The organism is Polymorphobacter fuscus, from assembly GCF_011927825.1.
In the GTDB taxonomy this organism is placed as follows: Bacteria; Pseudomonadota; Alphaproteobacteria; order Sphingomonadales; family Sphingomonadaceae; genus Sandarakinorhabdus; species Sandarakinorhabdus fusca.
Genome location: NZ_JAATJI010000001.1, coordinates 740,199 through 765,799 on the forward strand (window position 1 = coordinate 740,199; position 25,601 = coordinate 765,799).

Consider the following 25,601-nt stretch of genomic DNA (forward strand, 5'->3'; position numbering starts at 1 on the left):
ACTTGACAGCAAGGCGCGCAAAGCCCACCTGCCCTGCTCCGCCAAGGCCCCTTCGTCTAGCGGTTAGGACGCGGCCCTCTCACGGCTGAAGCACGGGTTCGATTCCCGTAGGGGTCACCAGATCATCCACCGCCAGCGGGTTCCGGAATGCGGCGATACTTCGTTCCCATCCTTGCCGGCGGGTCGTTCCGCGATCGCCTGGTCGCCTGTCTCGGGGCGCTGATCGGCATCGGCCTGACCGGGTTCATCTGCGCGATGTTGCCCGGCCCAGCGACCGGATTTCTGTTGGTCGTCGCGCCGATGGGCGCGTCTGCCGTGCTGATTTTCGCCGTGCCGACGAGTCCGCTCGCCCAGCCCTGGCCGGTCATAGGCGGCAATGCCATTTCGGCACTAGTCGGCGTCTCGGTCGCTGCGCTGGTGCCAGGTCCTGCGCTGGCGGCGGGATTGGCGGTGGCCGGCGCCATCCTCGCCATGTCGCTCACGCGCTCGCTGCATCCGCCGGGCGGTGCCGCTGCGCTCACGGCCGTGGTCGGCGGCCCGGCGGTCATGCAGGCGGGCTATGGCTTCGTGGTGGCGCCGGTCCTGGTCAACGCCGTCGTCCTTGCGGCACTGGGCGTCGTCTTCCACCGTTTTTCAGGGCACAGCTACCCGCATCGTCCGGTGTCGGCGGCGGGCCATGCCATGCCGCAACGATCGCCCCGGCACCCCGCCGACATCGACAAGGCGCTCGCCGACCTCGGCGAAACCTTCGACGTCAGCCGCGAGGACCTCGACCTGCTGTTTGACCGTGTCGAGCATCACGCCGCGCAACGCCGGGCCGGAAAGGCCTAGGCCGCCAGGCACTCGGCGAATATCGCGGGCTCGACATTGCCGCCCGACAATATGACCACCACCGTCCTGCCCGCAATATCGGCGCGCCCCGACAGCGCCGCCGCCAGCGCCACCGCGCCGCCGGGCTCCACCACCAGCTTCAGTTCCCGGAACGCGAAGGCCACCGCCCGCGCCGCCTCGACCTCGCCGACCGTCATGCCCGTCGCGCCATGGGCGCGCAGCGTATCGAAGGTCAGCGGCGCCATCTTCAGCGTCTGCAGCGCATCGCACCGCGTCGGCCCGGGGTTGTCCACCGGCACGATGGCGCCGCCCGCCAGGCTGCGCACGACATCGTCATAGCCTTCGGGCTCCACCGCGATCACCGGCAACCGCGAGCCGACGGCGAACCCGCTGGCGAGGCCGCCGCCGCCGCAACACACCAGTGCCAGGTCGGCCGCCACCCCCAGTGCCGCCAGGTCGGCGACGGCCTCCATCCCCGCCGTCCCCTGCCCGGCGATGACATGCCGGTCGTTGAACGGCGGCACCACCACCGCCCCGCGCTGCGCTGCGATCGCGCCGGCGATGGCGTCGCGGTCCTCGGTCAAGCGGTCGTAGAACACCACCTCGGCGCCGTGCCCGCGGGTCCGCTCGACCTTGATCCCCGGCGCGTCGCTCGGCATCACGATCACTGCCGGCAGCCCGAGCAACTTCGCCGCCAGCGCCACACCCTGGGCGTGGTTGCCCGAGGAAAAGGCCACAACCCCGGCGCCGCGATCGGCCATCGGGATCGCCGAGAGCCGGTTGAAGGCGCCGCGGAACTTGAACGACCCGGTGCGCTGCAGATTTTCGGGCTTCAACCAGATTCGCGCGCCGGTGGCGGCATCGAGCGCATCGCTGCGCAACAGCGGCGTGCGCACCGCCACACCGGCAATACGGCCGGCCGCTGTCACAACTTCGTCATAAAGCACGGGGGAAGTCATTGAAATATGGCCCTTTCTGGCTTCGTTCATCCTACAGACAACTCGTTGAAAGGCCAACGAAAAACCACGTTTTTCACTGTAACAAAAAACTGCTTTACACAGACCCCCTCCAACCCTAGATACGCCCTCCGCTGCCCCATGGGACTTCCACCGCAAGGCAGCTTTGGTGCCGGCCTTCTCCGGCAACTTTGCTCACCCGGAGGTCCCTTGAATTGCACGAAGACCATAACGCGCTGGGGGTAGCGCTCGGCCAGAAGCCGACACAACCCGTCACCCTCGTCCGGCCGCACGCTGCGCATCGCGCCGCCCGTTACTTCCTCGAGAAGTTTCCGGGCTTGTCGATGTATGCCGTGAAGGCCAATCCGTCGCCGGATCTGATCCGGTCGCTGTGGGATGCCGGTATCACGCATTACGATGTCGCCTCGATTGCCGAGGTGCGCCTCGTGCGTGGCCTGCTGCCGCATGCGACCCTGTGCTTCATGCACCCGATCAAGGGCAGCGAAGCGATCGCCGAGGCCTATCATCTCCATGGCGTGCGCACCTTCAGCCTCGATTCGCTGTTCGAGCTGGAAAAGATCGTCACCGCCACCGCCACCGATGGTGTCGCCGCCACCGACCTGACGCTCTGCGTCCGGCTGCGCGTGTCGTCGGCGCATTCCAAGCTCAGCCTGGCGTCGAAGTTCGGCATTCCCGCCGATGAATCGGCGCCGCTGCTGATGGCGGCCCGCCAGGCGGCCGATGCGCTCGGCATCTGCTTCCACGTCGGTTCGCAGGCGATGAGCCCGCAGGCTTATGCCGAAGCACTGGCGCAGGTTCGCGTCGCCATCGTCGGCGCCGGCGTCACCGTCGATGTCGTCGATGTCGGCGGCGGCTTCCCGTCGGTCTATCCCGGCATGGAGCCTTCGGCGCTCGATGGCTATTTCGATGTCATCGGCCGCGCCTATGAAGCCCTGCCGGTCAGCTATTCGGCGGAACTGTGGTGCGAACCCGGCCGCGCCCTGTCGGCGGAATATGCCAGCGTCCTCGTGCGGGTCGAAGCGCGCAAGGACGATGTGCTCTACATCAACGACGGTGCCTATGGCGCGCTCTTCGATGCCGCGCACGTCGCCTGGCGCTTCCCGACCGAGCTGGTGCGCGACACGCCGTCGCGCGCCCGGACGATGGGATTCAGCTTCTATGGGCCGACCTGCGACGACATGGATTTCATGCACGGGCCGTTCGACCTGCCCGCCGATGTGAAGGCAGGCGACTATATCGAAATCGGCATGCTCGGCGCCTATGGCTCGGCGATGCGCACCGGTTTCAACGGCTTCACCGCCGGCGCCACCGTCATCGCCCGCGACGAACCGATGGACAGCGTCTATGGTGTCACGGAAGCGACACCTGCAAAGGTTATCAGCATCCGCTGAGGCAAAGGCCGGCGCAACCCGCTGACCTGTCTCGTCACCCCCGCGAAGGCGGGGGCCCATCTCCTGATTTCAGGAAAAGGGCTCCTGCCGTCGCGAACCGGGGCGACGATTTTTCCCGTTCGGCGCCGGAATACTCCGGCCGCGGGCGGCGCCAGGTGGCGCCGGGCCAGTGACACGCCACTGGAGGCATTTGAATGACCGACCAAATCAACGCCCAGCGCAAGGCTGAGCTTCTGTCCAAGGTTGTCGAGCACATCGACATCCGCAGCTTCGACGCGCGTCCGATCATCGACGGCATGGCGAACATGAGCTTCACTTCGCGTGACCTCGCCCGCGCCACCGGCATCTATAACCAGATGCTGTCCGACCCCGATTGCACCATCTTCCTCGTCATCGCCGGCTCGACCAGCGCCGGCGGCTGCATGGATCTCTATGCCGAACTGCTGCGCAACAACATGGTCGATGGCATCGTCGCCACCGGCGCCAGCATCGTCGACATGGATTTCTTCGAAGGGCTGGGCCACAAACATTATCAGGCGCTCGACGTGCCCGATGACGACACGCTGCGCTCGCTGCTCATCGACCGCATCTACGACACCTATATCGATGAAGAACAGCTTCAGGATTGCGACCACACGATCCTCGAAATCGCCAACAGCCTCGAACCCAAGGCCTATTCGAGCCGCGCCTTCATCCGCGAGATGGGCAAATATCTCGTCGAGCACGGCAAGAAGGACAACAGCCTCGTCAAGCTCGCCTATGAGCATGACGTGCCGATCTTCTGCCCCGCGTTCGTCGACAGCTCGGCCGGCTTCGGCCTCGTCAAGCACCAGGTCGATCGCGCCAAGGAAGGCAAGCCGTACATGGTGCTCGACGCCATCGCCGACTTCCGCGAACTGACCGACATCAAGATCAAGGCCGGCACCACCGGGCTCCTGATGATCGGCGGCGGCGTGCCCAAGAACTTCATCCAGGACACCGTCGTCTGCGCCGAAATCCTCGGTCACGATGATGTGCAAGTTCACAAATACGCCGTGCAGATCACCGTGGCGGACGTCCGTGATGGTGCCTGCTCGTCATCGACGCTGCAGGAAGCCGCCAGCTGGGGGAAGGTCAACACCGGCATCGAACAGATGGTGTTCGCCGAAGCCGGCAGCGTCATGCCGCTGCTCGCCAGCGACGCCTATCACCGCGGCTTCTGGAAGACCCGCGCCAAGCGCGCCTGGGGCAAACTCTTCGCCTGAACGTGAAAACCACCTCCCCCCGCCGGGGGGAGGTCGGACCCAGCAACGCCGAGCCGGGAGAGGGGTCTCCCGTCATTGACAAAAGGAACCGTTCGGGTTAATCCACCCATGTTCCTTGAAACGTCAGCATCCTTTCCCTGCCTGCGGATATAGCGCACCGCGCAAATCCTACATGCTCAAGACAGACTTTCAACGAACCTTCGCAACATTTTGTATTTCGGACATTTTCGTAAATTTCCGAAAAACGTCTCAACCCCGATTCGGTGTGACTTTCGAGACTTTCGGCCTCACGCCTTGCGCACGAACTCGGTCCGCAGCACCAGTCCCTTGACCTTTTCGACCCGGCAGTCGATCTCCTCCGGATTGCCGGTCAGCCGGATGCCCTTGACCATCGTGCCGCGCTTCAGCGTCGTCGACGTGCCCTTGACCTTCAGGTCCTTGATCAGCGTGACATTGTCGCCATCGGCGAGCAGCGTGCCGTTGCTGTCGCGTGTTTCGTCGCTCATCGCAAAATCCCCTTCGGCATCGGCTTAGGGTGCGGCGCGACGTTCAGCAACGTTCGTATTTCCACCCGAATTTCTTGCCCTCGGCGCTTTGCGCCACGGTCGTGGCGATCCGCGTCGCCCGCGTCGCCGGCTGTTTCGCGGTGACCACCCATTCGATATATTCGCGCCGCGCGCCGGGCGGAAAGGCGGCGAACGCCGCAGCCGCCGCGGGGTCGGCGGCAAGCGCCGCGGCAAGGTCATCGGGCATGTCGAGCGCCGGCTTCGGCGTGGCCTTCTTCCGCCGCGGCACTGCGCCCGCCGCAATCAGCGCGGCAGTGGCCTGCAGGCGTTCCACCAGCGCATTGTCCGGCGGCAAATCGCCGACCGTCGTGATCTTGCCGAACTGGCCCATGCCCTCCCCCGACCCCATCGGCGTGCCGTCGAAAATGCCGAGGCCGACATGCGCCTTGAACCCGGCCATCATGGCGAGCCGCTCGCCGTTCTGTTCGAAGAAGGGCATGCCCCACTTCACCGTCTCGCCGGCGTCGGGAACGGCGGCGTGCACCAGGTCACGGATATGGACAAGGATCGGCCGGGCAAAGGGTTCGGCCTTGGCGATATAGGCGTCGACGCGGTTGTCGTGCGGCATGGCGGCATCCCCTCCCCAGGACAGGCGCGCCGATTATCGCCTGAACACGGCCACCAGTTCAACATGCGTCGACCAACGAAACTGCGCCACCGGCCACAGGTGTTCGAGCCGATAGCCGCCCTTGACCAATATGGCAGCGTCCCGCGCGAAGGTGCTGGGATTGCACGATACGGCAACGACAACCGGGACTTTCGACGTGGCGAGCATCTGGCTTTGCGCTTCGGCGCCGGCGCGTGGCGGGTCGAACACCACGGCATCGAAGCCGCCCAGTTCCACCGCCGTCAGCGGCCGGCGGAACAAATCCCGATGCGCCGTTTCGACGGGCCGGCGAAACTGCCGCGCCGTGGCTTCCAGGGCCGCCACCGCCGGGCCCGCGGCATCGGCGGCCATGATCCGGGCCTTCGCCGACAGCGGCAAGGCAAAGGTGCCGAGCCCGCAGAACAGATCGGCCACCCGCCGCGCGCCACCCACCGCTTCGGCAACCGCCGCCACCAGCGCCGCCTCGCCCTCGCGCGTTGCCTGCAGGAAGGGGGCGGGCGGCAGCGCCACCGGCACGCCGCCCAGCGCCAGCACCGGCATCCGCGCCAGCGCCACCGTCTCGACGCCTTGCGGGCCTTCGACGGACAGCCGCGCCAGGTCATGCGCCGCGGCAAAGCCGGTCAGCCGCTCGATCTGCTTCACCGTGTCGGCCGCGACATTGGCGAGCAGCACATCGATGCCGCTGTCGCTCATCGTCAACGTCACCCCGGCACCCTGCCCGTCCGCCAGCGCCTTGCCGAGCAGCATCCGCAAAGGTGCGACGAGCTGGAATAATTCCGGTGCAAGCACCTCACATTGCACGATATCGACGATGCGGTGGCTGGCTTCGGCATTGAAACCCAGGGTCAGCGTGCCACCGCGCTTCACCGCCCGCAACGACGCGCGCCGCCGGCTTCGGGGCGGCGACATCGCCACCGGCGCCAGGGTGCCGACCGCAACACCCGAATGCGCCAGCGCCCGCACGATCCGGTCGACGACGAAATCGGCATAGGCGCTATCGGTGACATGCTGCAGCTGGCAGCCGCCGCACTCCGGCACATGGCGGCACACCGGTGTCGCATGCAGCGGCCCCGGCACGATCACCACGCCGCCGGGTTCGAAGCGCACATGGTCCCCGACGGCCGCGCCCTGGACGAAGCGGCCATCGGCGGTCGCGCCATCGCCGCGCGCCGCCAGCCGGACGATCAATTCGCCGTTCACGACGCAGCCCCCAACGCCGACAGCACCGCCGGCAGCAGCGCCGGAATGTCATCGGCGATCAAACCGGCGCCGCCACGCAGCCCGGCATCGCCGTGCAGCCAGACAGCACCCTGCGCGGCGTCGAACGGTGCCAGCCCCTGCGCCAGCAACGCAGTGACGATCCCGGTCAGCACATCGCCCGACCCTGCCGTCGCCAGCCACGGCGTCGCATGGGTGTTGATCGCCACCCGCCCGTCCGGGGCAGCGATGATCGTTTCGCGGCCCTTGGCAACGACCACCGCCCGCAACTGCCGGGCAGCCGCCGCGACCGCCGCGACGCGGTCGATGCCCGGCGCCCCGAACAGCCGGGCGAATTCCCCGGCATGCGGCGTTACCACCAGCGGCGCCGTCACCGACCGGTCGCCAAGCCCGGCCAGTAAGGCCAAGCCGCCGGCATCGATGACCAGCGGCGTCGTCGCGGCCAGCAGCCGGCGCAACCAGTCGCGGCCGCGTTCGCCCTCCGCCATTCCGGGACCTAAGGCGACCGCCCGCACCTTGGGCGATCCCAGCAGGGCAAACGCCGCATCATCGTCGCACGCCATGATCGCATCGGCCGGGACGCCGCGCCCGCCGACCAGCGTCACCGCCCCTGCCCCGGCACGCAGCGCCGCCAACGCCGTCAGCCGCGCGGCGCCGGCTTGCTCGCCCGCGATGACCAGAACCCCGCCGCGAGCATATTTGTGGACGTCATCGTCCATTTCCTTCAGCTTCGGCGGTGCGACCTGCCGGGTGCAACCGGCGGGCGCTGCCAGCCCGATGTCGGCGATGACGACGCGCCCGCTGGCACGCCGCCCGGCACCGAGACCATGCCCCCGCTTGGCAAAGCCGAACGCCACGGTCATGTCGGCCGCCAGCGGGTCGCCCAGTGCCGCGCCGGTATCGGCATCGATGCCGCTGGGCAGGTCGAGCGCCACCACCGTCGCCCCGGCGCCGCGCAACCGGTCGAGCGCCGCCTGCACATCATCGGCGAGCGGACGCGCCAGCCCGGTGCCGAACAGCGCATCGACGATCAGCGGCGCCGGCGCGGTATTGGAAAGCCTCTCCACGGGCCGCGACCAGCGCGCCGCAAACGCCGACGCGGGCCCGGTGGACGGGGTCCATCCGGCGACGCGAACGGCAACGCCGGCCGCCGCCAGACGCAGGGCGACGCCAAAGCCGTCTCCGCCGTTGTTGCCGGGGCCACAGAGCACCAGGGTCGGCCGCCCCGGGGCAAAGGCCTGGATCGCCCGCGCCGCCGCCGTTGCGGCGCGCGCCATCAGCGTTTCGGCCGTTGTTCCGGCGCCGATCGCCGCGGTTTCGGCGCCGCGCATCTGCGCCGCGGTCAGCAACAGGCGTCCCGGCGGAATCGTCAGCATGACAGGCTTGTCTTCATGGGCGCGCGGTGTAACAAGCCGCTCCCATCATGGCGCGTATGAAATTCCTGTTCCTGTCGATTCTCGGGCTCACCGCCTGTTCGCCATCGCCGCTCTATGTCGATCGGGCGCAGGTCGGCACCTATGGCGAAGTGCCGCGCGACGGCCGCGGCGAACCCGTATGGTCGGCCATCCAGCCGGTGCCGGTGGTCCCCGCGTCGGAACCGATGCCGCTCCCGCGTCCCATCGGTCCCGGCTGACCGCCTCAGATATCGGCGAAGCAATGGGTCTCGGCACGGGCGCCGGGATGGGTGACCGCCCCGGTCCGCGCCGGACCGACATTGCGCGCAAAGCGCCAGATCGCGCCGGACTGATAGTCATGGGCACGCGGCTGCCATGCCGCCCGCCGTGCCGCCAGCACAGCCTCGGGCACCTGCAGGTCGATCGTTCCCGCTTCGGCGTCGATGGCGATGATGTCACCATTTTCCACCAGCGCGATCGGGCCGCCTTCGGCGGCCTCGGGCCCGACATGGCCGATGCAGAACCCCCGCGTCCCGCCCGAAAAACGCCCGTCGGTGATCAGCGCGACATGCTCCCCCAGCCCCTGGCCATAGAGGGCGGCGGTCGTCGACAGCATTTCGCGCATGCCGGGGCCGCCCTTCGGGCCTTCGTAGCGGATCACCACGACGCTGCCCTTTTCGACCTGCCGCGCCTCGACTGCTGCGAAACAATCTTCTTCACAATCAAAGACCTGCGCCGGTCCGCTGAACTGCAGTCGCGCCATTCCGGCAACCTTGACGATGGCCCCGTCGGGCGCGAGCGAGCCGCGCAGGCCAACCACGCCGCCCGTCGGCGACAGGGGGTTGCTGACCGGATAGATGACCTTCTGGTCGGGGTTCCAGGTGACTTCGTCGATATTCTCCGCCAGCGTCTTGCCGGTCACCGTCATGCAATCGCCGTGCAGAAAGCCGGCATCGAACAGCGTCTTCATCAGCATATAGACACCGCCGGCCTGATACATGTCCTTGGCAACATATCTGCCGCCCGGCTTCAAGTCTGCGATGTAAGGTGTTGTCTTGAATATCTCTGCGACATCGAACAGGTCGAAATCGATCCCGGCTTCGTTGGCCATGGCCGGCAGATGCAGGGCGCCGTTGGTCGAGCCGCCGGTCGCGGCGACGATCCGCGCGGCATTTTCGAACGCCGCTCGGGTGCAGATGTCGCGCGGCCGGATGTTGCGCTCGATCAGCGTCATCACCTGGCGGCCGGCGGCGATCGCGATATCGGCCCGGCTGGCATAGGGCGCCGGCATCATGTTGGAATGGGGCAGTGACAGCCCGATCGCTTCCCCCACGCACGCCATGGTGTTCGCGGTGAACTGGCCGCCACAGGCGCCATGGCCGGGGCATGCGACCTTTTCCAGCGCCGTCAGCCGTGCCAGCGGGCAGGTGCCGGCGGAATAGCCGCCCACCGCCTCGAACACATCGACGACGGTGACGTCCTTGTCTTCGAAATGTCCCGGCAGGATCGATCCACCATAGACGAAGATGCTCGGCACGTTGAGCCGCAGCATTGCCATCATCATCCCCGGCAGCGACTTGTCGCAACCGGCAAAGCCGACGAGCGCGTCATAGCAATGCCCGCGCACCGAAAGCTCGACCGAATCGGCGATCACCTCGCGGCTGACCAGCGAGGACTTCATGCCCTGATGGCCCATGGCGATGCCATCGGTGACGGTGATGGTGTTGAAGCGCCGGGGCATGCCCCCCGCTTCGTCGACGCCCTGCCGGCAGACATCCGCCTGCGCGTCGAGGGTGGTGTTGCAGGGCGCCGAGTCATTGCCGGCCGACGCGATGCCGACGAAGGGCCGCGCAATCTCCTCCTCGGTCAGCCCCATGGCGTAATAATAGCTGCGGTGCGGCGCCCGCTCCGGACCTACCGACACATGGCGGCTCGGCAGGCGCGATTTGTCGAAACGGGATGACGAGTGGTCGGACATCGGTGGCTCCAGGCACGCTTGCGCGCTTCGTTGCGTGCGCGGTGCCTGCGCGTCAAGCATGTCGGCTGCAATCCGCGCGGCTGGAGCGTCGTTTCCCGTAACGTGGCCGGTCCGGTCGGCGCCCTAGGCAGCGCTGGGCAGCACCCGCAGAACATGGTGGATCGTGTCGGTCAGCACCGTTGTCCAATGGGCGACGCCGCTCGCGTCGTCCAGGCCATCGTTGCGGATCTCGATCCCGAGATAGGGCAGCCCCGACGCCTCGGCATGCCGGTCCATAGTGTAGTTCAGGTCCCGTCCCGAATAGGGCTGGTTGTCGCCGACATGCAGCCCGCGCGCCGCCAGCGCGGCGATGCCCGCCCGCGCCGCACGGTCGTCGCGATTGTAGAGGATGCCGACGGGCCATGGGCGCGCCAGATCCGGTGCCGTCGCCAGCGCCGGCGTGAAACTGTGGATGCTCACCAGCAGCGACGGCCGAAGCCGCGCAATCGCATCGGCAATCGCTGCGTGATAGGGCGCATGGATTGCGGCGATGCGCAGGTCGCGTTCGCTGTCGTTTGCCGTCACATTGCCGGGAATGACATGACCATCGCTGGCGACCGGCACCAGACCCGCCGCGTCGGGCGGCCGGTTGAGGTCGATCACCAGTCGTGACACCGTGGCCAGGATCGCCGGCGCCGCCAGGGCATGGGCCAGGGCCTCGGTCAGCGCCGTGGTGCCGATATCGACCGCGATATGGCTGTCGAGCAGAGCCGGATCGATGCCCAGATCGACGCCGGGCGGGACCGCATTCGACGCGTGATCGGCGATCAACAGCACAGGCGCCGTCCCCGGGATCAGCCGCGGCGCCGTCATCGGTCGAACACCGGCTTGCGCTTCTGCAGGAACGCGGCGGAGCCTTCGGCGAAGGCCGGGCCGGCAAGGGCCGCATCGAACACCGCCGCAGATGCCGCGTCATCGTCGTACGCACCCTCGATGATGCGCTGGACCATGGCCTTGCTCGCAAGCTGGCTATGCGCGGACTGCGCCACGATCTGCGCGGCAAAGTCGGCGGCTTCCGCCACAAGATCGTCGGCGACGACCTGCACCAGTCCGATCTGCGCCGCCTCTGCCGCGTCGATCATCATGGCGGTGAACAGCAACCGCCTGGCCTGCGCAACGCCGACCAGATCGGTCAGCAGCCGAGTGTCGTGGAGGGGATAGACCAGACCCAATTTGGCCGGCGTGACGCCAAAGCGCGCCCGGGGCGACGCCAGGCGCACATCGCACGCCATGGCGATGCCGCAGCCGCCCCCGGCCGCATCGCCATCCACGATCGCCACGCTCGGCTTCGGCGCCCGGGCCAGCGCGAGCTGGGTACCGCGGATTGCCGCCTGATGGCGCGCCCGCCACGCCGGATCGGCGGAAGCGGCCACGAATTCTTCAATGTCGGCGCCGGCGCAGAACATGCCGGCGTGCGCCGATTCGACTTGCAGCAGCCGCACCGCCGGATCTGCCATGGCCTGGTCGACAAGGCCAGGCAATGCCTCCCACATCGCCAGGTTCATGGCGTTGCGCCGCGCCGGCCGATCTAGAACCAGCCGCGCCACCGGGCCGTTGATGTCGAGACGAAGATGGCTGGTCAGAAGGGCCCCCGGCAAGTGCTGCACCGACCGTCATAATCCGGGTTGCAGCGACGCCGCGACAAAAAAAGGGCCGGTGCAAATATTGCACCAGCCCATTGATGCATCCTGCGGGGCGCAGAATGCCGAGGGAAGCAAAGATTACTGTGCAGTCGGAGCGGCATTCACGGCGGCAAGGTCGGTGCCGAGCAGCTTGGCGGCGGCCGAGAACTTCTTGCCGGCTTCGCCACGGGCGCCGGCATCGCACAGTTTTTCACCGATGTTGACGAGGTTGAGCGCCTTGCGGGCATTGTCGGCGCTGGCGCTGACCGCGAGCGTCCGGATCTGTTCAGGCGTGCGCGTGCAGACCGAATCAGCGGCCATGGCAGGAGCGGCGGCGGCACCGACAAGGGCTGCGCCGAGGGCAATGCTGAGGAAACGGTTGATCATGGACGTTCTCCTGTTCAGGGCGGAATGCCCGCGGTTGAGTACTGCTCAGTTCAACTGAGTGAAGCTCTAAGTCACACTCAAAAATCCGTCAACAGGAAATTGAGCGTCGGTCAGAACTTTTTCTTGCTGCAGTGCAATATCGGCTTCTACGCCCTTTGATGGCGATCTGGCCAGCAGATTTTGATGCGGCGCAGCAATGCCGATGGTGGCGGCATCGCGGCCGCGCAGCGGTCAGATGAGGTGGGTCGCCACCTGCCACCAGCCATGGGGTGCTATGGCGGCGGCGGCACGATCGCGCGCCGCATTGTCGTGATACAGGGCGAGGCATGTCGCCCCCGACCCGCTCATCCGGGACAGCATCGGCCCGGTGGCAGCCAATGCCGCCAGCACCTCGCCGATGACCGGGGCGAGAGCGCACGCCGCCGCGGTCATGTCGTTGCGCAACGTCGCCAGGGGCGCGCCCGCGGCGATGCCGCCGTGGTCGACCCGGTCCCAACCGGCGAAGACCGGCCCGGTGGGCACCGCGACGCGCGGATTGACCAGCAACACCGGCGTTCCCGAAAGATCGTCCGGCCACGGCGCCAGCACCTCGCCGCGCCCTGCCCCGAAGCACAGGCGCGAATGGACGCACGCCGGAACATCCGAGCCCAGGGTGGCAGCGATCGCATCCAGGCGTTCAAGGCTCCAGTCCAGCCCCCAGAGCCGCGACAACAGGCGCAGGGTCGCCGCTGCATCGGCGGAACCGCCGCCCAGCCCCGCAGCGACGGGGATCCGCTTGTCGAGTGCGATTTCCGCGCCCTCTGTCACGCCGGCGGCAGCGGCGAGGGCGTGCGCGGCGCGCAGGACCAGATTGTCCGCATCCGGACCGGCAGCACCGGCGAATTCGCCCGACAGGGCGAGGCTGATCGTGTCGGCGGGCCTTGCCGTCAACTCGTCGCCGAACGCCGTGAAGGCGAAGACTGTTTCGAGGGCATGATAGCCATCGGCGCGCTTGTGCCGCAGGTGGAGCGCCAGGTTGACCTTCGCCGGCGCCGCTTCGGTCAAGATGGTGTCGTGTCGTCGGATCATCCGGCAGGCGTTACTGCTCCGCCACCTTCAACGCCAGCGCCGCATCGCGGCCAACCTCCAACTTGCGGTTGAGCACGGCCTGCAAGTCGGGTTGGGGGTCGAGCGCAAGCGCCGCCCGCCAGCGAAACCGCGCCTCGATCCGGCGGCCCGCCTGCCAATAGGCATCGCCCAGATGGTCGGCGATGGTCGGGTCCGTCGGTTCGAGCGCTGCTGCCTTTTCCAGCGTCGCCACCGCCTCGCCGGTCCGCCCGGCCAGAAACTGGCTCCAGCCGAGCGAATCGACAATGCCGCCGTCACCGGGCCGGAGCTTCGCCGCGCGCTCGATCAACGCTGCCGGCTCGCCACCCTTGCCGCCGCGATCGAGCATCGAATAGCCGAGATAGTTGAGTACGATCGGTTCATCGGGTGAACGGGCGAGCGCCGCGCGCAGATCGGCTTCGGCGGCCGGCCAGTCGCCCATGCGCTCCCGCATGGTCCCGCGCAGGAAATAAAGTCCCCAGGTCGCAGCGCCCTCGCTGTCGGCGAGGGCAATGGCCCGGTCATAGGCGGCGACGGCATCGCCGAAGCGATCGGCGCGGCGATGCCAGTCCCCCAGCCGCATCCAGTCCGAAACGGCGGCGCCGGGCGCCAGCGCCGCGCCGCGCAACATCGCGCCGGCATCGGCATCGCGGCCGAGCGCCTGCAGCGCTTCGGCACGCCGCGCCTGTGCCATGGCAAACAACGGGTCCGACTTTGGCACTTGCGCAAGCGCCAGCAGCGCCGCGTCGTTTCGCTCCCCGGCCGCCAGGACGTCGCCCAGCACCATCCAGGTCAGCGCCGCGTCGGGGGCGAGAAAAGTGCCGACACGCGCGAACACCAAAGCAATGTCCGTCGGCGATTCGCGCGACAGATCGGTGGCCAGCCGGCCCATGGCCCAGGCCAGGCCATGCTGGGGATCGGCCGCGAGCGGGCCGATGCGGCGCCCGGCGACAAGCCGCCGCCGCGCCGCATCGATGTTGAGGTCGTCGCCGGTCAGCAGGGCCAGCGCACCATCCTTGTCACCCGACTGCGCCAATGCGTCGGCCTCGCCGATCCGCATCAGTGCGCCGCTGGTGCTTGCTCCGCCGCCGTTCAGTTCCGAATAGGCTGCGGCAGCGGCGGCATATTGCCCGTCCGCCGCCAGCATATGCGCCCGTTGTTCGGCAATATAGGACCGGGCGAACCCCGTGAACCTGCCGGGCTCGATCCGGGCCAATGCTCCGGCTCGATCGCCCTGGCCGAACAGCAGCCAGGCGCCGACGATCGGTTCCAGCACGGCGGCATAGCCGGCGGTGGCAAGCCCGGCCTGTGCCCGCGTCGCGGCGGCCCAGTCGCGGCGGTTGACGGCATCGGCCAACAGCACCATCGACAGTTCGGGATCGGCGCGTCCGCTTGCGGCAATCTGCCGGGCGAGCGCGATCGCCCGCGGCTTGTCGCCGGCCTGCAGCGCGATGTCGAATGCCCGCCGCGTCAGCGCCGGCCGCGACGGATCGGCGGTCAGTGCCGATGCGAAGAAGCGTTGGGCGTCCGATGGCCGACCATCGGCCAAGGCATAGCGGCCAAGGACATAGCCGCGCAGCGCCTCGTCACCCCTGGCGGCAGCTGCCGGCGTCGCCGCACCGCAAAGCGCCAGGGCAAGGAAAAGCGAAGCGCAACGGACAACCATGACGGACAACCTGACCTGCAACGGCGGTGGAGTCGACCCCCGCGACAATCCGAACGCCTACATGTTCGGATAGTTCGGCCCGCCGCCACCTTCGGGAACCACCCAAGTGATGTTTTGCGACGGATCCTTGATATCGCATGTCTTGCAGTGGACGCAGTTCTGCGCGTTGATCTGGAAGCGCGGCTCGCCGGTGTCCTGCCCGACGACTTCATAGACGCCGGCCGGGCAATAGCGCTGCGCCGGCTCGTCCCATTCCGGCAGGTTGACGCGGATCGGGATCGTCGGATCCTTCAGCGTCAGGTGGATCGGCTGGTCTTCCTCGTGATTTGTGTTCGACAGGAAGACGCTGGTCAGCTTGTCGAAGCTGATCACGCCGTCGGGCTTGGGATAGACGATCGGCCGGACGGCATTCTTCTTTTTCAGCGATTTGTAATCGGGGTGGTTCTTCAACGTGAACGGCAAGGTATAGCCCAGATATTCCATCCACATCGTCACCCCGGCAAGGCCGGTGCCGACCAGATTGCCGTACTTTTCGACCAGCGGCAGGGTGTTGCGCACCATGCGCAGCTCGTCGAACACCCAGCTTTTCTTGTAGGCCTCGCCATAGGCCGTCAGCTCATCGTTCGAACGCTGGCTGGCGATCGCGTCGACGGCCGCATCGGCGGCCATCATCCCGGTCTTCATCGCCGTATGGCTGCCCTTGATCCGCGGCACGTTGACGAAGCCGGCCGAGCAGCCGATCAGCGCGCCGCCGGGGAAGGTCAGCTTCGGCACGGACTGCCAGCCGCCGTCGTTGATGGCGCGTGCGCCATAGGAGACGCGGCGACCGCCTTCGAGCACCGCCTTGATGGCCGGATGCGTCTTCCAGCGCTGGAACTCGTCGAACGGCGACAGATAGGGGTTGGCATAGTTGAGCCAGACCGAGAAGCCCAATGCCACCTGGCCATTGGCCTGGTGATAGATGAAGCCGCCGCCATTGGCATCGGTCAGCGGCCAGCCCTGGGTGTGGGCGACATGGCCGGGAATGTGCTTTTCGGCCGGGATATCCCACAATTCCTTCAGGCCGATCCCGTAGATCTGCGGGTCGCAGTCCTTGTCGAGGTCGTAGCGGCGGATCAGCTGTTTCGACAGATGCCCGCGCACCCCTTCGGCGAAGAAGGTGTATTTGGCATGGAGTTCCAGCCCCGGCTGCCAGCTGTCCTTGCGCGTGCCGTCGCGTGCGATCCCCATGTCCCCGGTGGCGACACCCTTGACCGAGCCATCGTCGTTCCACAGGATTTCGGCGGCGGCAAAACCGGGGAAGATTTCCACGCCCAGCGCCTCGGCCTGGCCGGCGAGCCAGCGGCACAGATTGCCCAGGCTGCCGGTGTAGCAGCCCTTGTTGTTCATGAACGGCGGCATCAGCGCGTGGGGGAATTCATGGCTTTTCGTCTCGGTCAGGATCCAGTGATGGTTTTCGGTCACCGGCACCGTCAACGGGCTGTCGAGATCGCGCCAGTTCGGCAGCAATTCGTCGAGCGCGCGCGGATCGAGCACGGCGCCCGACAGGATATGGGCGCCGATTTCGGAGCCTTTTTCGAGGACGCAGACCGAAAGTTCGAGGTCGCGCTCGGCGGCCTGCTGCTTGGCCCGGATCGCGGCGACGAGACCGGCCGGGCCACCGCCGACGATGACCAGGTCGTAGGGCATTGCTTCACGTTCCGTCATGCGATCGCCTTTTTCCCCACATCCTGAAATCACGCCTGCCGTGGGGTTCATCGCCCCATCGTGCCTTTGCCATGATTCACCAGATACGGAAGCCTGTCAGGGTTGACCAGTGGCGCAACTGTCTCATGGTGCGCAGCGTGATGGATGGTCATCTCGACGTTCCGCCCGGTGATGCCGCCTCGGCGCTTGCCTGGCTCGTCGCGGCCGGCGTGGATACGCCGGTCGATGCCGTGCCGCGCGCCTGGCTGAAAGCACCGACGGCGCGGCAAGCCGTGTCACCGGCGCCTGTTGCACCCTCCGTCGTCATGTCCCCCACCCGGCCGATCGCCGCCCCGGTCGACGCGTCGCCGCTGGTCGCTGCCGCGACGATCGCGCAACTTGTCGACGCTGTCGCAGCCTTCGCCCATCCGCTGAAACGCGCCGACCACATGCCGCAGCTGCTGGTCGGCGCTGCCGACAGCGGCATCGTCATCGTCTGCGACCAGCCCGAGACAGCCGGATCGCCGGCAGAAACGCTGCGCTCCCGCATGCTGGCGGCGATCGGTCTCGACATGGCAAGCTGCGCCCTCCTCCACCGGCTGCCGTGGCAGACCACCGGCGCACGCGCGCCGCGCGGCGATGAACTGGCCGCCTTTGCGCCGTTCGTTGCGCGCGCGCTCGAACTGGTCGGCCCGCGGCTGGTGCTGGCGCTCGGGCAACATGCGGCCGGGCTGGCCGGCGACGACATGGCGCTGGCCTCGGCGCGCGGCCGCTGGGGCGCGCTGACGATCGGCGGCGCCGAAGTGCCGATGCTCGCGACCAGCCACCCCCGGCTGCTGCTCGCCCAGCCGGCGCGCAAGCGTGAGGCCTGGGCCGACTTGCAGGCCTTTGCCGCGCGGATTAGGGGCGAGGCATGAGATTTTCGCGATTGACCCTTCTCGCCGGCGCCGCGCTGCTGTCCGGCACCGCCAGTGCCCAGACTGCCAGCACACAGACTGCCAGCCCGCTAGCGGCCCTTCCGGCGCCCAGCGGCGATTCCGACCTGACCATCACCGCGCATCAGCCCGGCATCACCGCCCGCCAGCGTGCCGTGCCGCCGCAGCTTTCGATCGCCGCCCGCCAGGCCTATGGCCAGATTTTCCGCGACATCGACGCCGGTCGCTTCGCCAAGGCCGAAGCCGGGCTGGCGGCGATCGGCCCCGGGTTGCTGACCGACACCGCCCGCGCCCAGATCATGATCGCCCGCGGTGTCGGCAAATTGTCGCGCGCCGAGCTGGCCGAATGGCTGGCCGCCAATCGCGACATGCCGCAGGCGCCGCGGATCGCGCAGCTTGCCGCCAAGCTGCCGGCGCCCGATGCGTCGCCGCTGCCGGCACTGGCGCTGACCCGGCCCTTCCGCACCGTTACCTACGCGGCCCGTGCCGAATTGAGCGCGGTCGATACCGCCTTTGCGGCCGCCGCCAAGCCGCTGCTCGCGGTCGATCGCAATGCCGAGGCGGCGGACCGCTGGCGCGTGGCGCAGGAATCGCTTTCCAACGGCACGCGCACCGAATGGGCGCAGCGCATCGCCTGGAGCTATTACGGCCAGAACGACAATGCCGCCGCGCTGCAGTTGGGCGCCGAAGCCGCCAAGGGCCTGCCCGGCCCCGGCCAGTTCGCCGCGCTTGGCGCCTGGACGGCCGGGCTCGCGGCCTTCCGGTCGGGCCAGTATGATGTCGCGGCAAGGATGTTCGACCTCGTCGGAACCAAGAACCCGTCGGGCGATCTTGCCGCTGCCGCCGCCTTCTGGGCCAGCCGGGCGTGGCTCGCCGCCGGCAATCCCGACCTTGTCGCGCCGCGGCTGGAGGCGGCGACCAAGGCGCCGAACAGTTTCTATGGCCTGCTCGCCCGCCGCACGCTCGGCCTGGCGCCGGTGCAGGATTGGGCCGAGCCGGATTTCATCACCGCCGACTGGAATGTGCTCAAAAACCTGCCCGGCGCCCGGCGGGCCGCAGCGCTGATGGAGATCGGCCAGATCGGGCTCGGCGACCGTGAGCTGCGTTTTCTGGCGCAGACGGCGCCGCAGACCGCCTATCCCGCGCTTCTGCGCCTCGCTGCGCGGCTCGGCCTGCCGGCGACGCAATACAGCCTCGCCGTGCGCCCACCCATCGGCATCGATGCGCCGTTGTCCGCGCGCTTCCCGGCGCCGGACTGGGTGCCGGCCCGCGGCTGGCGGGTCGATCGCGGCCTGGTCTTTGCCCATGCCCTGCAGGAATCGACCTTCATCACCACCGCCACGTCGCGGACCGGCGCCAAGGGCATCATGCAGCTGATGCCCGGCACCGCCAAACAGGTGAAGGCCGAAATGAACGGCGCTGTCGAAGTCGTCGGCGACCTTGCCGACCCGGCGTTCAACATCGAGGTCGGCCAGACCTATCTCGAGGCGCTGCGCGACATGAGCTATACCCAGGGCCTGCTGCCCAAGGTCGTCGCCGCCTATAACGCCGGCCCGGGATCGGTGCAGCGCTGGAACACCACGCTCGATGATCGCGGCGACCCGTTGCTGTTCATCGAATCGATCCCGTTCAAGGAAACCCGCCACTATGTCGAAGTGGTGCTGCGCAACCTGTGGATGTACCAGCTGCGCGACGGCACGCCGGTGACGAGCATGGACGCGCTCGCCGCCGGCCTGTGGCCGCGCTTTCCCGGCATGCCGGGGGCGCCGGGCATCAAGCGCGTCGCCATGCCGATGGCCACGCCGGCGCCGGGCGTGTTGCCGCCGCTGCAGCCGCCGCCGTTCCGGCCCGTCCCGGTGCTGCGCGACGACGACGATTATGTGACATCGGGCAACACCGGGCGCTAAGGTCGCGCCATGCCGATCGATTCCACCGCCGCCTTCATCCCCGTCCGCATTGCCGTGCTGACGGTGTCCGACACGCGCACCGCCGCCGATGACCGGTCGGGGGACACGCTGGTCGAACGGCTGACCGCTGCCGGCCATGTGCTCGCCGCCCGCACTATCGTTCGCGACGATGTGCCGGCGCTGGTGGCGCAGTTCACCGCCTGGATCGACGACCCGGACATCGACTGCATCATTTCCACCGGCGGCACCGGCGTCACCGGGCGCGACATCACCCCCGAAGCGCTGGCGGCGGTGCAGGAAAAGGCCATTCCCGGCTTCGGCGAACTGTTCCGCTGGCTGTCGTTCCAGACGATCGGCACCTCCACCATCCAGTCGCGCGCCTGCGCCGGGGTGGCGCGCGGCACCTACCTCTTCTGCCTGCCCGGCTCCACCGGGGCGGTGAAGGACGGCTGGGACGGCATCCTTGCCAGCCAGCTCGACAGCCGGTTCCGGCCGTGCAATTTCGTCGAGCTGATGCCGCGGCTGCGGGAACGCTGACGCGGGCCGAACAGGTGCCCCGAAAGTCTCGAAAGTCACACCGAATCGTGGTTTGCGCGATTCGCGAATCCCGAAATTTCAATAGCTTGCACTGGCAGGAGCGTCACGCTCCCCGGGCTGCCGTCGCCCCCTCCTTCCCGCTCGCGACAAGTCACATTATCACGGCCGCCGTGGTGTAGGACAGCGGAACCACGGCGGCGCGCACCGGTTGAAAGGCAAACCCTTTCCCACCGGAGTTTCCTATGGCCAAGCTTGCCCTCATCACCGGCGCGTCGACCGGCATCGGTTTCGAACTCGCGCATCTGGCGGCCGACAATGGCTATGACCTCATCATCGCTGCCGACGAGGCACTGATCGAAAGCGCTGCTGCCGACCTGCGCACCAAGAATATCGCAGTCACCGCCATCGAGGCCGATCTGTCGACCTTCGAAGGCGTCGACCGGGTACTGGCGGCGGCGAACGGCCGGCCGCTCGACCTGGTCTGCGCCAATGCCGGGCGCGGCCTGGGGCATGGCTTTCTCGACCAGTCGGTCGCGGACTGGACCAAGGTGATCGACACCAACATCACCGGCACGCTGTACCTGGTGCAGAAGGTGCTGACGGAGATGGTGGCGCGCAACGACGGCAAGCTGCTGATCACCGGGTCGATCGCCGGCTTCATCCCCGGCAGTTTCCAGGCGGTCTACAACAGCAGCAAGTCGTTCATCGACAGCTTTGCCGACGCGGTCCGCAACGAGCTGAAGGACAGCGACGGGGTGACGATCACCACGCTGATGCCCGGGCCGACCGAAACCGAGTTCTTCGACCGCGCCGATATGCTCGACACCCAGGTCGGCGCTGACGACAGCAAGGCCGATCCGGCCAAGGTCGCCCGCGACGGCTGGGCCGCGCTGATGGCCGGCGATGCGCATATCGTTTCGGGGTTTCAGAACAAGTTGCAGGTGGCGGCGGCGCATGTGCTGCCGGCGGCGATGCTGGCGGAACGGCATCGGAAGATGGCCGAGTCGGTGACGGCGGAATAGTCGGCCTACATCAGCACCGGCCGCTGGAGCGCATGGCCTTGCGCATAGTCGATCCCCATCGATTTGAGCGGTGGGATCAGATTGTCGAACTCGACGCACTCGGCGATGGTGCGCATGCCCATGGCGCGAGCGACCGTCGCCACGGCCTCGACGATGATCCCCCCGGTCGGCGTTTTCAATATGGCCTGGACGAACTCCCCGTCGATCTTGACATAATGGACGGGCAACTGGCTGAGATAGCTGAACGACGCCATGCCGCTGCCGAAATCGTCCAGAGCGAATCGGAAACCCATGGCGATCAGGCTGCGCATTGCCGCGGCGGTGCGCTCGACATTGAAGAGGGCGGCGGTTTCGGTGACCTGGAAACAGATATGGGACGACCGGACAGCGGGGCAATCGGCAAGGGCGTTTTCGACGAAGCTGCGAAAACCTTCGCCGCTGAGCGTGAAGCCCGAAAGATTGATGAAATAGCAGGTTTCATCGCGTCGGCTCTCGGGCTGGGCCTGAAGATGCGCGAAGGTCTTGCGGACGATATGGCGATCCAGGTCCTCGATGATGCCGAAGCGCTCCGCAGCAGGAATGAAACTGGCCGGCGCGATGATCGTGCCGTCGGGTTCGCGCAGCCGCGCCAGGACCTCATACATCATCTGCGGCTGTGCATGGGCGTCCTGCAACGCCGCGATCCGCTGTTCGTACAGAATGACGCGGTCTTCGCGCATCGCGTCCTTGAGGCGGGTCACATTGTCCATATCCCGCTGCTGCTGGCGGACCTCCTCGTCGGTTTCCAGGCTCACCTGAACACGGTTGCGACCTTTCTCCTTGGCCAGAAAGCAGGCTGCGTCGGCAAGCCCGAGGGCGGCCTCGAACGACAACATGTCCGTCTCCCCGAAATTCACCACGCCGACGCTCAGCGTGATGCCGTAATGCTTGCCCCGCCAGACGAATTTGATGTCCTTGACGGCGCTGCACAGCCGGTCGGCAAGTGCGGCCGCGGCTTCCGGACTGCAATTGCGCCGCACCAGTGCGAATTCGTCGCCGCCCAGCCGGGCCAGCAGATCATCGGGGCCGTCGCAATGCGCCATCAGCGCTGACGCCACCTGGATCAGCAGGCTGTCACCGGCCGCATGACCGCAGCGGTCGTTGACGATCTTGAGGTGATCGATATCCATGTAGAGGAGGGCGTGGGAGCCGGGTTCGACGCCGGCGCGTGTCTGCCGCGCGAATTCCCGGCGGTTGCACAGCCCCGTCAGCGAGTCATGCGACGCCTGATAGGTCACCTCCTGTGCCAGCAGATACGCCTCGGTCACATCATTGCCCTGGGCGAAGATCCCGGTCACCTCGCCCTTTTCATCGAAGATCGGCTGATAGATGAGATCGATGTAGCTCTGCTCCAGCGGGCCACCTGCGCTGCGCTGCAGTTCGATCGGCAGGGCGCGGCCGGTGAAGGGCCTGCCTGTGGCATAGACGGCATCGAGCCTTGCCAGATACCCCTGGGCAATCACCTCCGGCATGACGTCCGCAACCTTGCGGCCGATTATCTCACGATGACCCACGAGTTGATAATAGGCATCATTGGCAAGTTCGAAGATATGATCGGGGCCCTGCACCACGGCGATGAAACTGGGGGCCTGCTGGAACAGCCGCTGCAGCCGTGACTTTTCGAGCCGCAGTATGTCCTGCACGTTCCGCGTCCAAAGATGGATGCTTTCCCGACTTTTGGGATCGAGATTGCTGCTCCTGATGCCAGCGTTTGCCTGACGCAGTTGCGTCAGTTCAGTGATGTCGGACGGACAGTGAAGAATGCCGTATAGCGTGCCGTCGTTGTCTAGCAGCGGAATGTTGGTCACCGCCCAGTGGCGCTCGCGAAGGCCCGAACTTCCGGGCACGGAGATGGCATAGACCAGGTGGGGCACGAAATCCGACGTCCCTGTTCGCAACACGCGGTTGTACGAATCGCGCAGGATCACCGACTGCGCGTCAACGCCGGGAAAGGTGTCGAAGATCGGGCGGCCCACCATCGCTTCCCGCGTCATATGGGCTGTGCGCTCGTACGCCAGGTTACACGTGACCGCGACAAGGTCGCAATCAAGGATCAGAGCCGGGTAAGGTGCCATATCGAAGCACGTTCGAAAAATCGCGTCGCACTCATCCGTTGCCATTTTGTGCCCCTCCGCAACAGCCCTGGACATCAATTATGGTCCTTTCGGGTTAAATAATGCTGCGATAGCGCACTTTGCTGCACCGATCGTCGGAGAATACCTGGCCGGCAAGCCTACTGCAAAAGTCGCAAAAAATGCCACTCCTTCACCTTTCGTTGAGCTGCGCCGAGGGGTCCGGCGCGCTGGGCGGACATGCGGGTTGCGTTGTAACGCCCTTCCCGCTATGCGCCTCCCGTCCCCATACGGGGGGTGCGCGTCCATGGATGCACGCTGGCCGGCGAGGTTTCGCCCGCCGGCGTAATTTCGTTTGGAGGCGTGGCCCTTCGTTGCGGCCCTTGCAACCGGAAGTCCTCGCCCTTGTTCGACAGCCTTTCAGACCGCCTTGGCAGCGTGTTCGAGAAACTCCGCGGGCGCGGTGCGCTGACGGAGCTCGACGTGCGCGCGGCGATGCGGGAGGTGCGGATCGCGCTGCTGGAGGCCGATGTCGCGCTTTCGGTCGTCAAGCAGTTCATCGACGAGGTCACCGAGCGGGCGATCGGCGCCGAGGTGGTGCGGTCGGTCACGCCGGGGCAGCAGGTCGTCAAGATCGTCAACGATGCGCTGGTCTCCTTGCTCGGCGGCGATGCGCCCGAAGGCGACAACCAGCTGAACATCGATGTGACGCCACCCGCGGTCATCATGATGGTCGGCCTCCAGGGGTCGGGCAAGACCACGACGACCGCCAAGCTGGCGAAATTCCTGACCGAGAAGAAGGCCAAGAAGGTCCTGATGGCGTCGCTCGACGTCGCGCGGCCGGCGGCGCAGGAGCAGCTGCGCGTGCTCGGCGAGCAGACCAAGGTGGCGACGCTGCCGATCATCGCCGGGCAACAGCCGGTCGCCATTGCCGAACGGGCGCGGCAGACGGCGAAGCTGCAGGGCTTCGATGTCGTGCTGCTCGACACCGCCGGGCGGTTGAACGTCGACACGGCGCTGATGGCGGAAATGGCGGCGATCGCCGGGGCGACGAAGCCCGACGAAATCCTGCTCGTCGTCGATGCGCTGACCGGCCAGGACGCCGTCAATGTCGCCAGCGCCTTCAAGGCGGAAGTGCCGCTGACCGGCGTCGTGCTGACGCGGATGGACGGCGATGCGCGCGGCGGCGCGGCGCTGTCGATGCGCGCTGTCACCGAACGGCCGATCAAGTTCGCCGGCACGGGCGAAAAGCTCGATGCGCTGGAAGCGTTCGACGCGCAGCGGGTGGCCGGGCGCATCCTGGGCATGGGCGATATCGTCGGGCTGGTCGAACGGGCCAGCGCCAATATCGAACAGGCCGATGCCGAAAAGCTGGCGGCCAAGCTGGCCAAGGGGCAGTTCGATTTCGACGATCTACGCGGCCAGCTGAAGCAGATGAAGGCGATGGGCGGGCTGGGCGCGCTGGCGGGGATGATCCCCGGCATGGCCGCCGCCAAGAAGGCGATGGACAGCGGCGCCATCGATGAAAAGGTGCTGGGGCGGATGGAAGCGATCATCCTGTCGATGACGCCCAAGGAACGCGCCAAGCCCGAGATTCTGACCGCCAAGCGCAAGATCCGCATCGCCAAGGGCGCCGGCACGACGGTGCAGGAGGTCAACAAGGTCATCAAGATGCAGCTCGACATGGCGACCGCCATGAAGAAGCTGAAGAAGATGGGCGGCATGAAGGGCATGGCCGCGATGATGGCCAAGATGGGCGGCGGCGGAATGGGCGGCGGCGGCCTCGGCGGCCTCGGTGGCCTGCTCGGTGGCCAGGCCCTGCCCCCCGGTTTCGACAAATTCACCAAACGATAGACGTTAAACGAAGGAAGACTGAGACTATGGCACTTGCAATTCGTCTTGCCCGCGGCGGCATGAAGAAGCGTCCCTATTACCGCATCGTCGTCACGGATTCGCGCAACGCGCGCGATGGCAAGTTCATCGAGAAGATCGGCACGTACAACCCGCTGCTCGCCAAGGACAATGCCGAGCGGATCAAGCTCGACAGCGAGCGCGCCGCGCACTGGCTGTCGGTCGGCGCCCAGCCGTCGGACCGTGTCGCCCGCTTCCTCGATGCCGCCGGCGTGCGCACCCGCACCGCCAAGGTGAACCCGACCAAGGGTCTGCCGGGCGAAAAGGCCAAGGAACGCGCCCAGATCGCCATCGACAAGGCCGCCGAAGCCGAAGCCGCCGCCGCCAAGGCCGAAGCCGACGCCAAGGAAGCCGCTGAAGCAGCCGCTGCCGCCGAAGCCGAAGCCGCTGCTGCACCGGCCGAAGACGCCGTTGCCGAGGAAGCACCGGCCGCCGACGCACCGGCCGCCGACGCCACCGACGAGACGGCAGCCTGAGCGGCAACGC

Annotated in this window: 22 protein-coding genes, 1 tRNA gene and 1 pseudogene; 11 read left to right on the forward strand and 13 right to left on the reverse strand. The window is 67.2% G+C overall.

All coding sequences use genetic code 11. The features are described from left to right. The first annotated feature begins 45 nt into the window (after nt 1–45). Together GGQ62_RS03560 and GGQ62_RS03565 are read left to right on the forward strand one after the other, a co-directional pair. A tRNA-Glu gene (locus tag GGQ62_RS03560) sits at nt 46–120 on the forward strand. A 27-nt stretch (nt 121–147) separates the two neighbouring features. Next, nucleotides 148–831: an HPP family protein gene (locus tag GGQ62_RS03565; RefSeq protein WP_152576467.1), complete on the forward strand. Its 684-nt coding sequence runs from the start codon at nt 148–150 to the stop codon at nt 829–831. Here the strand turns inward: GGQ62_RS03565 and GGQ62_RS03570 are convergent. Then, nucleotides 828–1,790, reverse strand: a complete 963-nt coding sequence (locus GGQ62_RS03570) for a threonine ammonia-lyase (RefSeq protein WP_152576466.1) — start codon at nt 1,788–1,790, stop codon at nt 828–830. The genes GGQ62_RS03565 and GGQ62_RS03570 overlap by 4 nt on opposite strands. A 212-nt stretch (nt 1,791–2,002) precedes the next feature. On the opposite strand from GGQ62_RS03570, the gene GGQ62_RS03575 reads away from it, so the two are divergent. Then, entirely contained in the window at nt 2,003–3,199 is a 1,197-nt protein-coding gene (locus GGQ62_RS03575) for a type III PLP-dependent enzyme domain-containing protein (RefSeq protein WP_152576465.1), read from the forward strand. Nucleotides 3,200–3,393: 194 nt separating this feature from the next. Continuing rightward, a complete protein-coding gene (locus tag GGQ62_RS03580) occupies nt 3,394–4,443 on the forward strand; it encodes a 1,9-bis(guanidino)-5-aza-nonane synthase (RefSeq protein ID WP_152576464.1) in 1,050 nt (349 codons plus the stop codon). A gap of 287 nt (nt 4,444–4,730) precedes the next feature. Here the strand turns inward: GGQ62_RS03580 and GGQ62_RS03585 are convergent. From GGQ62_RS03585 to GGQ62_RS03600, 4 genes and pseudogenes are all read right to left on the reverse strand, one after another. Continuing rightward, nucleotides 4,731–4,940: pseudogene (locus GGQ62_RS03585) on the reverse strand (alkylphosphonate utilization protein); the annotation flags it as partial. Nucleotides 4,941–4,992: 52 nt separating this feature from the next. Further along, on the reverse strand, nt 4,993–5,577 hold the full coding sequence (locus tag GGQ62_RS03590; protein ID WP_152576462.1) for an iron chaperone: 585 nt from the start codon (nt 5,575–5,577) through the stop codon (nt 4,993–4,995). A gap of 33 nt (nt 5,578–5,610) precedes the next feature. Beyond that, nucleotides 5,611–6,816: a class I SAM-dependent RNA methyltransferase gene (locus GGQ62_RS03595; RefSeq protein ID WP_243446595.1), complete on the reverse strand. Its 1,206-nt coding sequence runs from the start codon at nt 6,814–6,816 to the stop codon at nt 5,611–5,613. Further along, nucleotides 6,813–8,210: an NAD(P)H-hydrate dehydratase gene (locus tag GGQ62_RS03600; protein WP_152576461.1), complete on the reverse strand. Its 1,398-nt coding sequence runs from the start codon at nt 8,208–8,210 to the stop codon at nt 6,813–6,815. Before GGQ62_RS03600 ends, GGQ62_RS03595 begins: the two co-directional genes overlap by 4 nt. A gap of 47 nt (nt 8,211–8,257) precedes the next feature. Here GGQ62_RS03600 and GGQ62_RS03605 point away from each other — a divergent pair, with 47 nt between their 5' ends. Continuing rightward, on the forward strand, nt 8,258–8,467 hold the full coding sequence (locus tag GGQ62_RS03605; RefSeq protein WP_152576460.1) for a hypothetical protein: 210 nt from the start codon (nt 8,258–8,260) through the stop codon (nt 8,465–8,467). Nucleotides 8,468–8,472: 5 nt separating this feature from the next. On the opposite strand, the gene ilvD is transcribed toward GGQ62_RS03605, so the two are convergent. From ilvD to GGQ62_RS03640, 7 genes are all read right to left on the reverse strand, one after another. Continuing rightward, nucleotides 8,473–10,206 carry a dihydroxy-acid dehydratase gene (gene ilvD / locus GGQ62_RS03610; RefSeq protein ID WP_152576459.1) on the reverse strand — a complete coding sequence of 578 codons (1,734 nt, stop codon included), beginning with the start codon at nt 10,204–10,206 and terminating at the stop codon, nt 8,473–8,475. Between the two features lie 123 nt (nt 10,207–10,329). Beyond that, the gene (locus GGQ62_RS03615) at nt 10,330–11,058 is read right to left on the reverse strand and encodes an N-formylglutamate amidohydrolase (protein ID WP_152576458.1); all 729 of its coding nucleotides are present in this window, start codon (nt 11,056–11,058) and stop codon (nt 10,330–10,332) included. Beyond that, complete coding sequence (locus GGQ62_RS03620) at nt 11,055–11,843, reverse strand: enoyl-CoA hydratase/isomerase family protein (protein WP_243445962.1); 789 nt, start codon at nt 11,841–11,843, stop codon at nt 11,055–11,057. Before GGQ62_RS03620 ends, GGQ62_RS03615 begins: the two co-directional genes overlap by 4 nt. A 123-nt stretch (nt 11,844–11,966) precedes the next feature. Beyond that, on the reverse strand, nt 11,967–12,254 hold the full coding sequence (locus GGQ62_RS03625) for a hypothetical protein (RefSeq protein WP_152576457.1): 288 nt from the start codon (nt 12,252–12,254) through the stop codon (nt 11,967–11,969). A gap of 231 nt (nt 12,255–12,485) precedes the next feature. Next, nucleotides 12,486–13,322, reverse strand: coding sequence for a 4-(cytidine 5'-diphospho)-2-C-methyl-D-erythritol kinase (locus GGQ62_RS03630; RefSeq protein WP_152576456.1), 837 nt, complete (start codon nt 13,320–13,322; stop codon nt 12,486–12,488). A gap of 10 nt (nt 13,323–13,332) precedes the next feature. Further along, entirely contained in the window at nt 13,333–15,006 is a 1,674-nt protein-coding gene (locus tag GGQ62_RS03635) for a tetratricopeptide repeat protein (protein ID WP_152576455.1), read from the reverse strand. Nucleotides 15,007–15,063: 57 nt separating this feature from the next. Then, a complete protein-coding gene (locus tag GGQ62_RS03640) occupies nt 15,064–16,713 on the reverse strand; it encodes an electron transfer flavoprotein-ubiquinone oxidoreductase (RefSeq protein WP_152576454.1) in 1,650 nt (549 codons plus the stop codon). Nucleotides 16,714–16,853: 140 nt separating this feature from the next. On the opposite strand from GGQ62_RS03640, the gene GGQ62_RS03645 reads away from it, so the two are divergent. From GGQ62_RS03645 to GGQ62_RS03660, 4 genes are all read left to right on the forward strand, one after another. Next, a complete protein-coding gene (locus tag GGQ62_RS03645; protein WP_243446020.1) occupies nt 16,854–17,609 on the forward strand; it encodes a uracil-DNA glycosylase family protein in 756 nt (251 codons plus the stop codon). Then, entirely contained in the window at nt 17,606–19,534 is a 1,929-nt protein-coding gene (locus GGQ62_RS03650; protein WP_152576452.1) for a lytic transglycosylase domain-containing protein, read from the forward strand. Before GGQ62_RS03645 ends, GGQ62_RS03650 begins: the two co-directional genes overlap by 4 nt. Nucleotides 19,535–19,543: 9 nt before the next feature. Then, entirely contained in the window at nt 19,544–20,071 is a 528-nt protein-coding gene (moaB, locus tag GGQ62_RS03655; protein ID WP_152576451.1) for a molybdenum cofactor biosynthesis protein B, read from the forward strand. Between the two features lie 242 nt (nt 20,072–20,313). Beyond that, nucleotides 20,314–21,093, forward strand: coding sequence for an SDR family NAD(P)-dependent oxidoreductase (locus GGQ62_RS03660; RefSeq protein WP_152576450.1), 780 nt, complete (start codon nt 20,314–20,316; stop codon nt 21,091–21,093). A gap of 5 nt (nt 21,094–21,098) precedes the next feature. Here the strand turns inward: GGQ62_RS03660 and GGQ62_RS03665 are convergent, their stop codons facing one another. After that, nucleotides 21,099–23,282, reverse strand: a complete 2,184-nt coding sequence (locus GGQ62_RS03665) for a sensor domain-containing protein (protein WP_152576449.1) — start codon at nt 23,280–23,282, stop codon at nt 21,099–21,101. Nucleotides 23,283–23,609: 327 nt separating this feature from the next. Between GGQ62_RS03665 and ffh the strand changes: the two genes are divergently transcribed. Together ffh and rpsP are read left to right on the forward strand one after the other, a co-directional pair. Further along, nucleotides 23,610–25,058 carry a signal recognition particle protein gene (gene ffh / locus GGQ62_RS03670; RefSeq protein WP_152576448.1) on the forward strand — a complete coding sequence of 483 codons (1,449 nt, stop codon included), beginning with the start codon at nt 23,610–23,612 and terminating at the stop codon, nt 25,056–25,058. Between the two features lie 26 nt (nt 25,059–25,084). Then, the gene (gene rpsP / locus GGQ62_RS03675) at nt 25,085–25,591 is read left to right on the forward strand and encodes a 30S ribosomal protein S16 (protein ID WP_152576447.1); all 507 of its coding nucleotides are present in this window, start codon (nt 25,085–25,087) and stop codon (nt 25,589–25,591) included. Nucleotides 25,592–25,601 lie beyond the last annotated feature (10 nt).

What these genes read in the sequence shown, in the direction of transcription:
- GGQ62_RS03630 (WP_152576456.1), bottom strand. Translation starts at nt 13,322, where the DNA reads ATGATCCGACGACACGACACCATCTTGACCGAAGCGGCGCCGGCGAAG.
- GGQ62_RS03590 (WP_152576462.1), bottom strand. Translation starts at nt 5,577, where the DNA reads ATGCCGCACGACAACCGCGTCGACGCCTATATCGCCAAGGCCGAACCC.
- rpsP (WP_152576447.1), top strand. Translation starts at nt 25,085, where the DNA reads ATGGCACTTGCAATTCGTCTTGCCCGCGGCGGCATGAAGAAGCGTCCC.
- GGQ62_RS03565 (WP_152576467.1), top strand. Translation starts at nt 148, where the DNA reads ATGCGGCGATACTTCGTTCCCATCCTTGCCGGCGGGTCGTTCCGCGAT.
- ilvD (WP_152576459.1), bottom strand. Translation starts at nt 10,206, where the DNA reads ATGTCCGACCACTCGTCATCCCGTTTCGACAAATCGCGCCTGCCGAGC.
- GGQ62_RS03665 (WP_152576449.1), bottom strand. Translation starts at nt 23,282, where the DNA reads ATGTCCAGGGCTGTTGCGGAGGGGCACAAAATGGCAACGGATGAGTGC.
- GGQ62_RS03580 (WP_152576464.1), top strand. Translation starts at nt 3,394, where the DNA reads ATGACCGACCAAATCAACGCCCAGCGCAAGGCTGAGCTTCTGTCCAAG.
- GGQ62_RS03605 (WP_152576460.1), top strand. Translation starts at nt 8,258, where the DNA reads ATGGCGCGTATGAAATTCCTGTTCCTGTCGATTCTCGGGCTCACCGCC.
- GGQ62_RS03615 (WP_152576458.1), bottom strand. Translation starts at nt 11,058, where the DNA reads ATGACGGCGCCGCGGCTGATCCCGGGGACGGCGCCTGTGCTGTTGATC.
- moaB (WP_152576451.1), top strand. Translation starts at nt 19,544, where the DNA reads ATGCCGATCGATTCCACCGCCGCCTTCATCCCCGTCCGCATTGCCGTG.
- GGQ62_RS03570 (WP_152576466.1), bottom strand. Translation starts at nt 1,790, where the DNA reads ATGACTTCCCCCGTGCTTTATGACGAAGTTGTGACAGCGGCCGGCCGT.
- GGQ62_RS03640 (WP_152576454.1), bottom strand. Translation starts at nt 16,713, where the DNA reads ATGACGGAACGTGAAGCAATGCCCTACGACCTGGTCATCGTCGGCGGT.
- GGQ62_RS03660 (WP_152576450.1), top strand. Translation starts at nt 20,314, where the DNA reads ATGGCCAAGCTTGCCCTCATCACCGGCGCGTCGACCGGCATCGGTTTC.
- GGQ62_RS03600 (WP_152576461.1), bottom strand. Translation starts at nt 8,210, where the DNA reads ATGCTGACGATTCCGCCGGGACGCCTGTTGCTGACCGCGGCGCAGATG.
- GGQ62_RS03625 (WP_152576457.1), bottom strand. Translation starts at nt 12,254, where the DNA reads ATGATCAACCGTTTCCTCAGCATTGCCCTCGGCGCAGCCCTTGTCGGT.
- GGQ62_RS03645 (WP_243446020.1), top strand. Translation starts at nt 16,854, where the DNA reads ATGGATGGTCATCTCGACGTTCCGCCCGGTGATGCCGCCTCGGCGCTT.
- GGQ62_RS03635 (WP_152576455.1), bottom strand. Translation starts at nt 15,006, where the DNA reads ATGGTTGTCCGTTGCGCTTCGCTTTTCCTTGCCCTGGCGCTTTGCGGT.
- GGQ62_RS03650 (WP_152576452.1), top strand. Translation starts at nt 17,606, where the DNA reads ATGAGATTTTCGCGATTGACCCTTCTCGCCGGCGCCGCGCTGCTGTCC.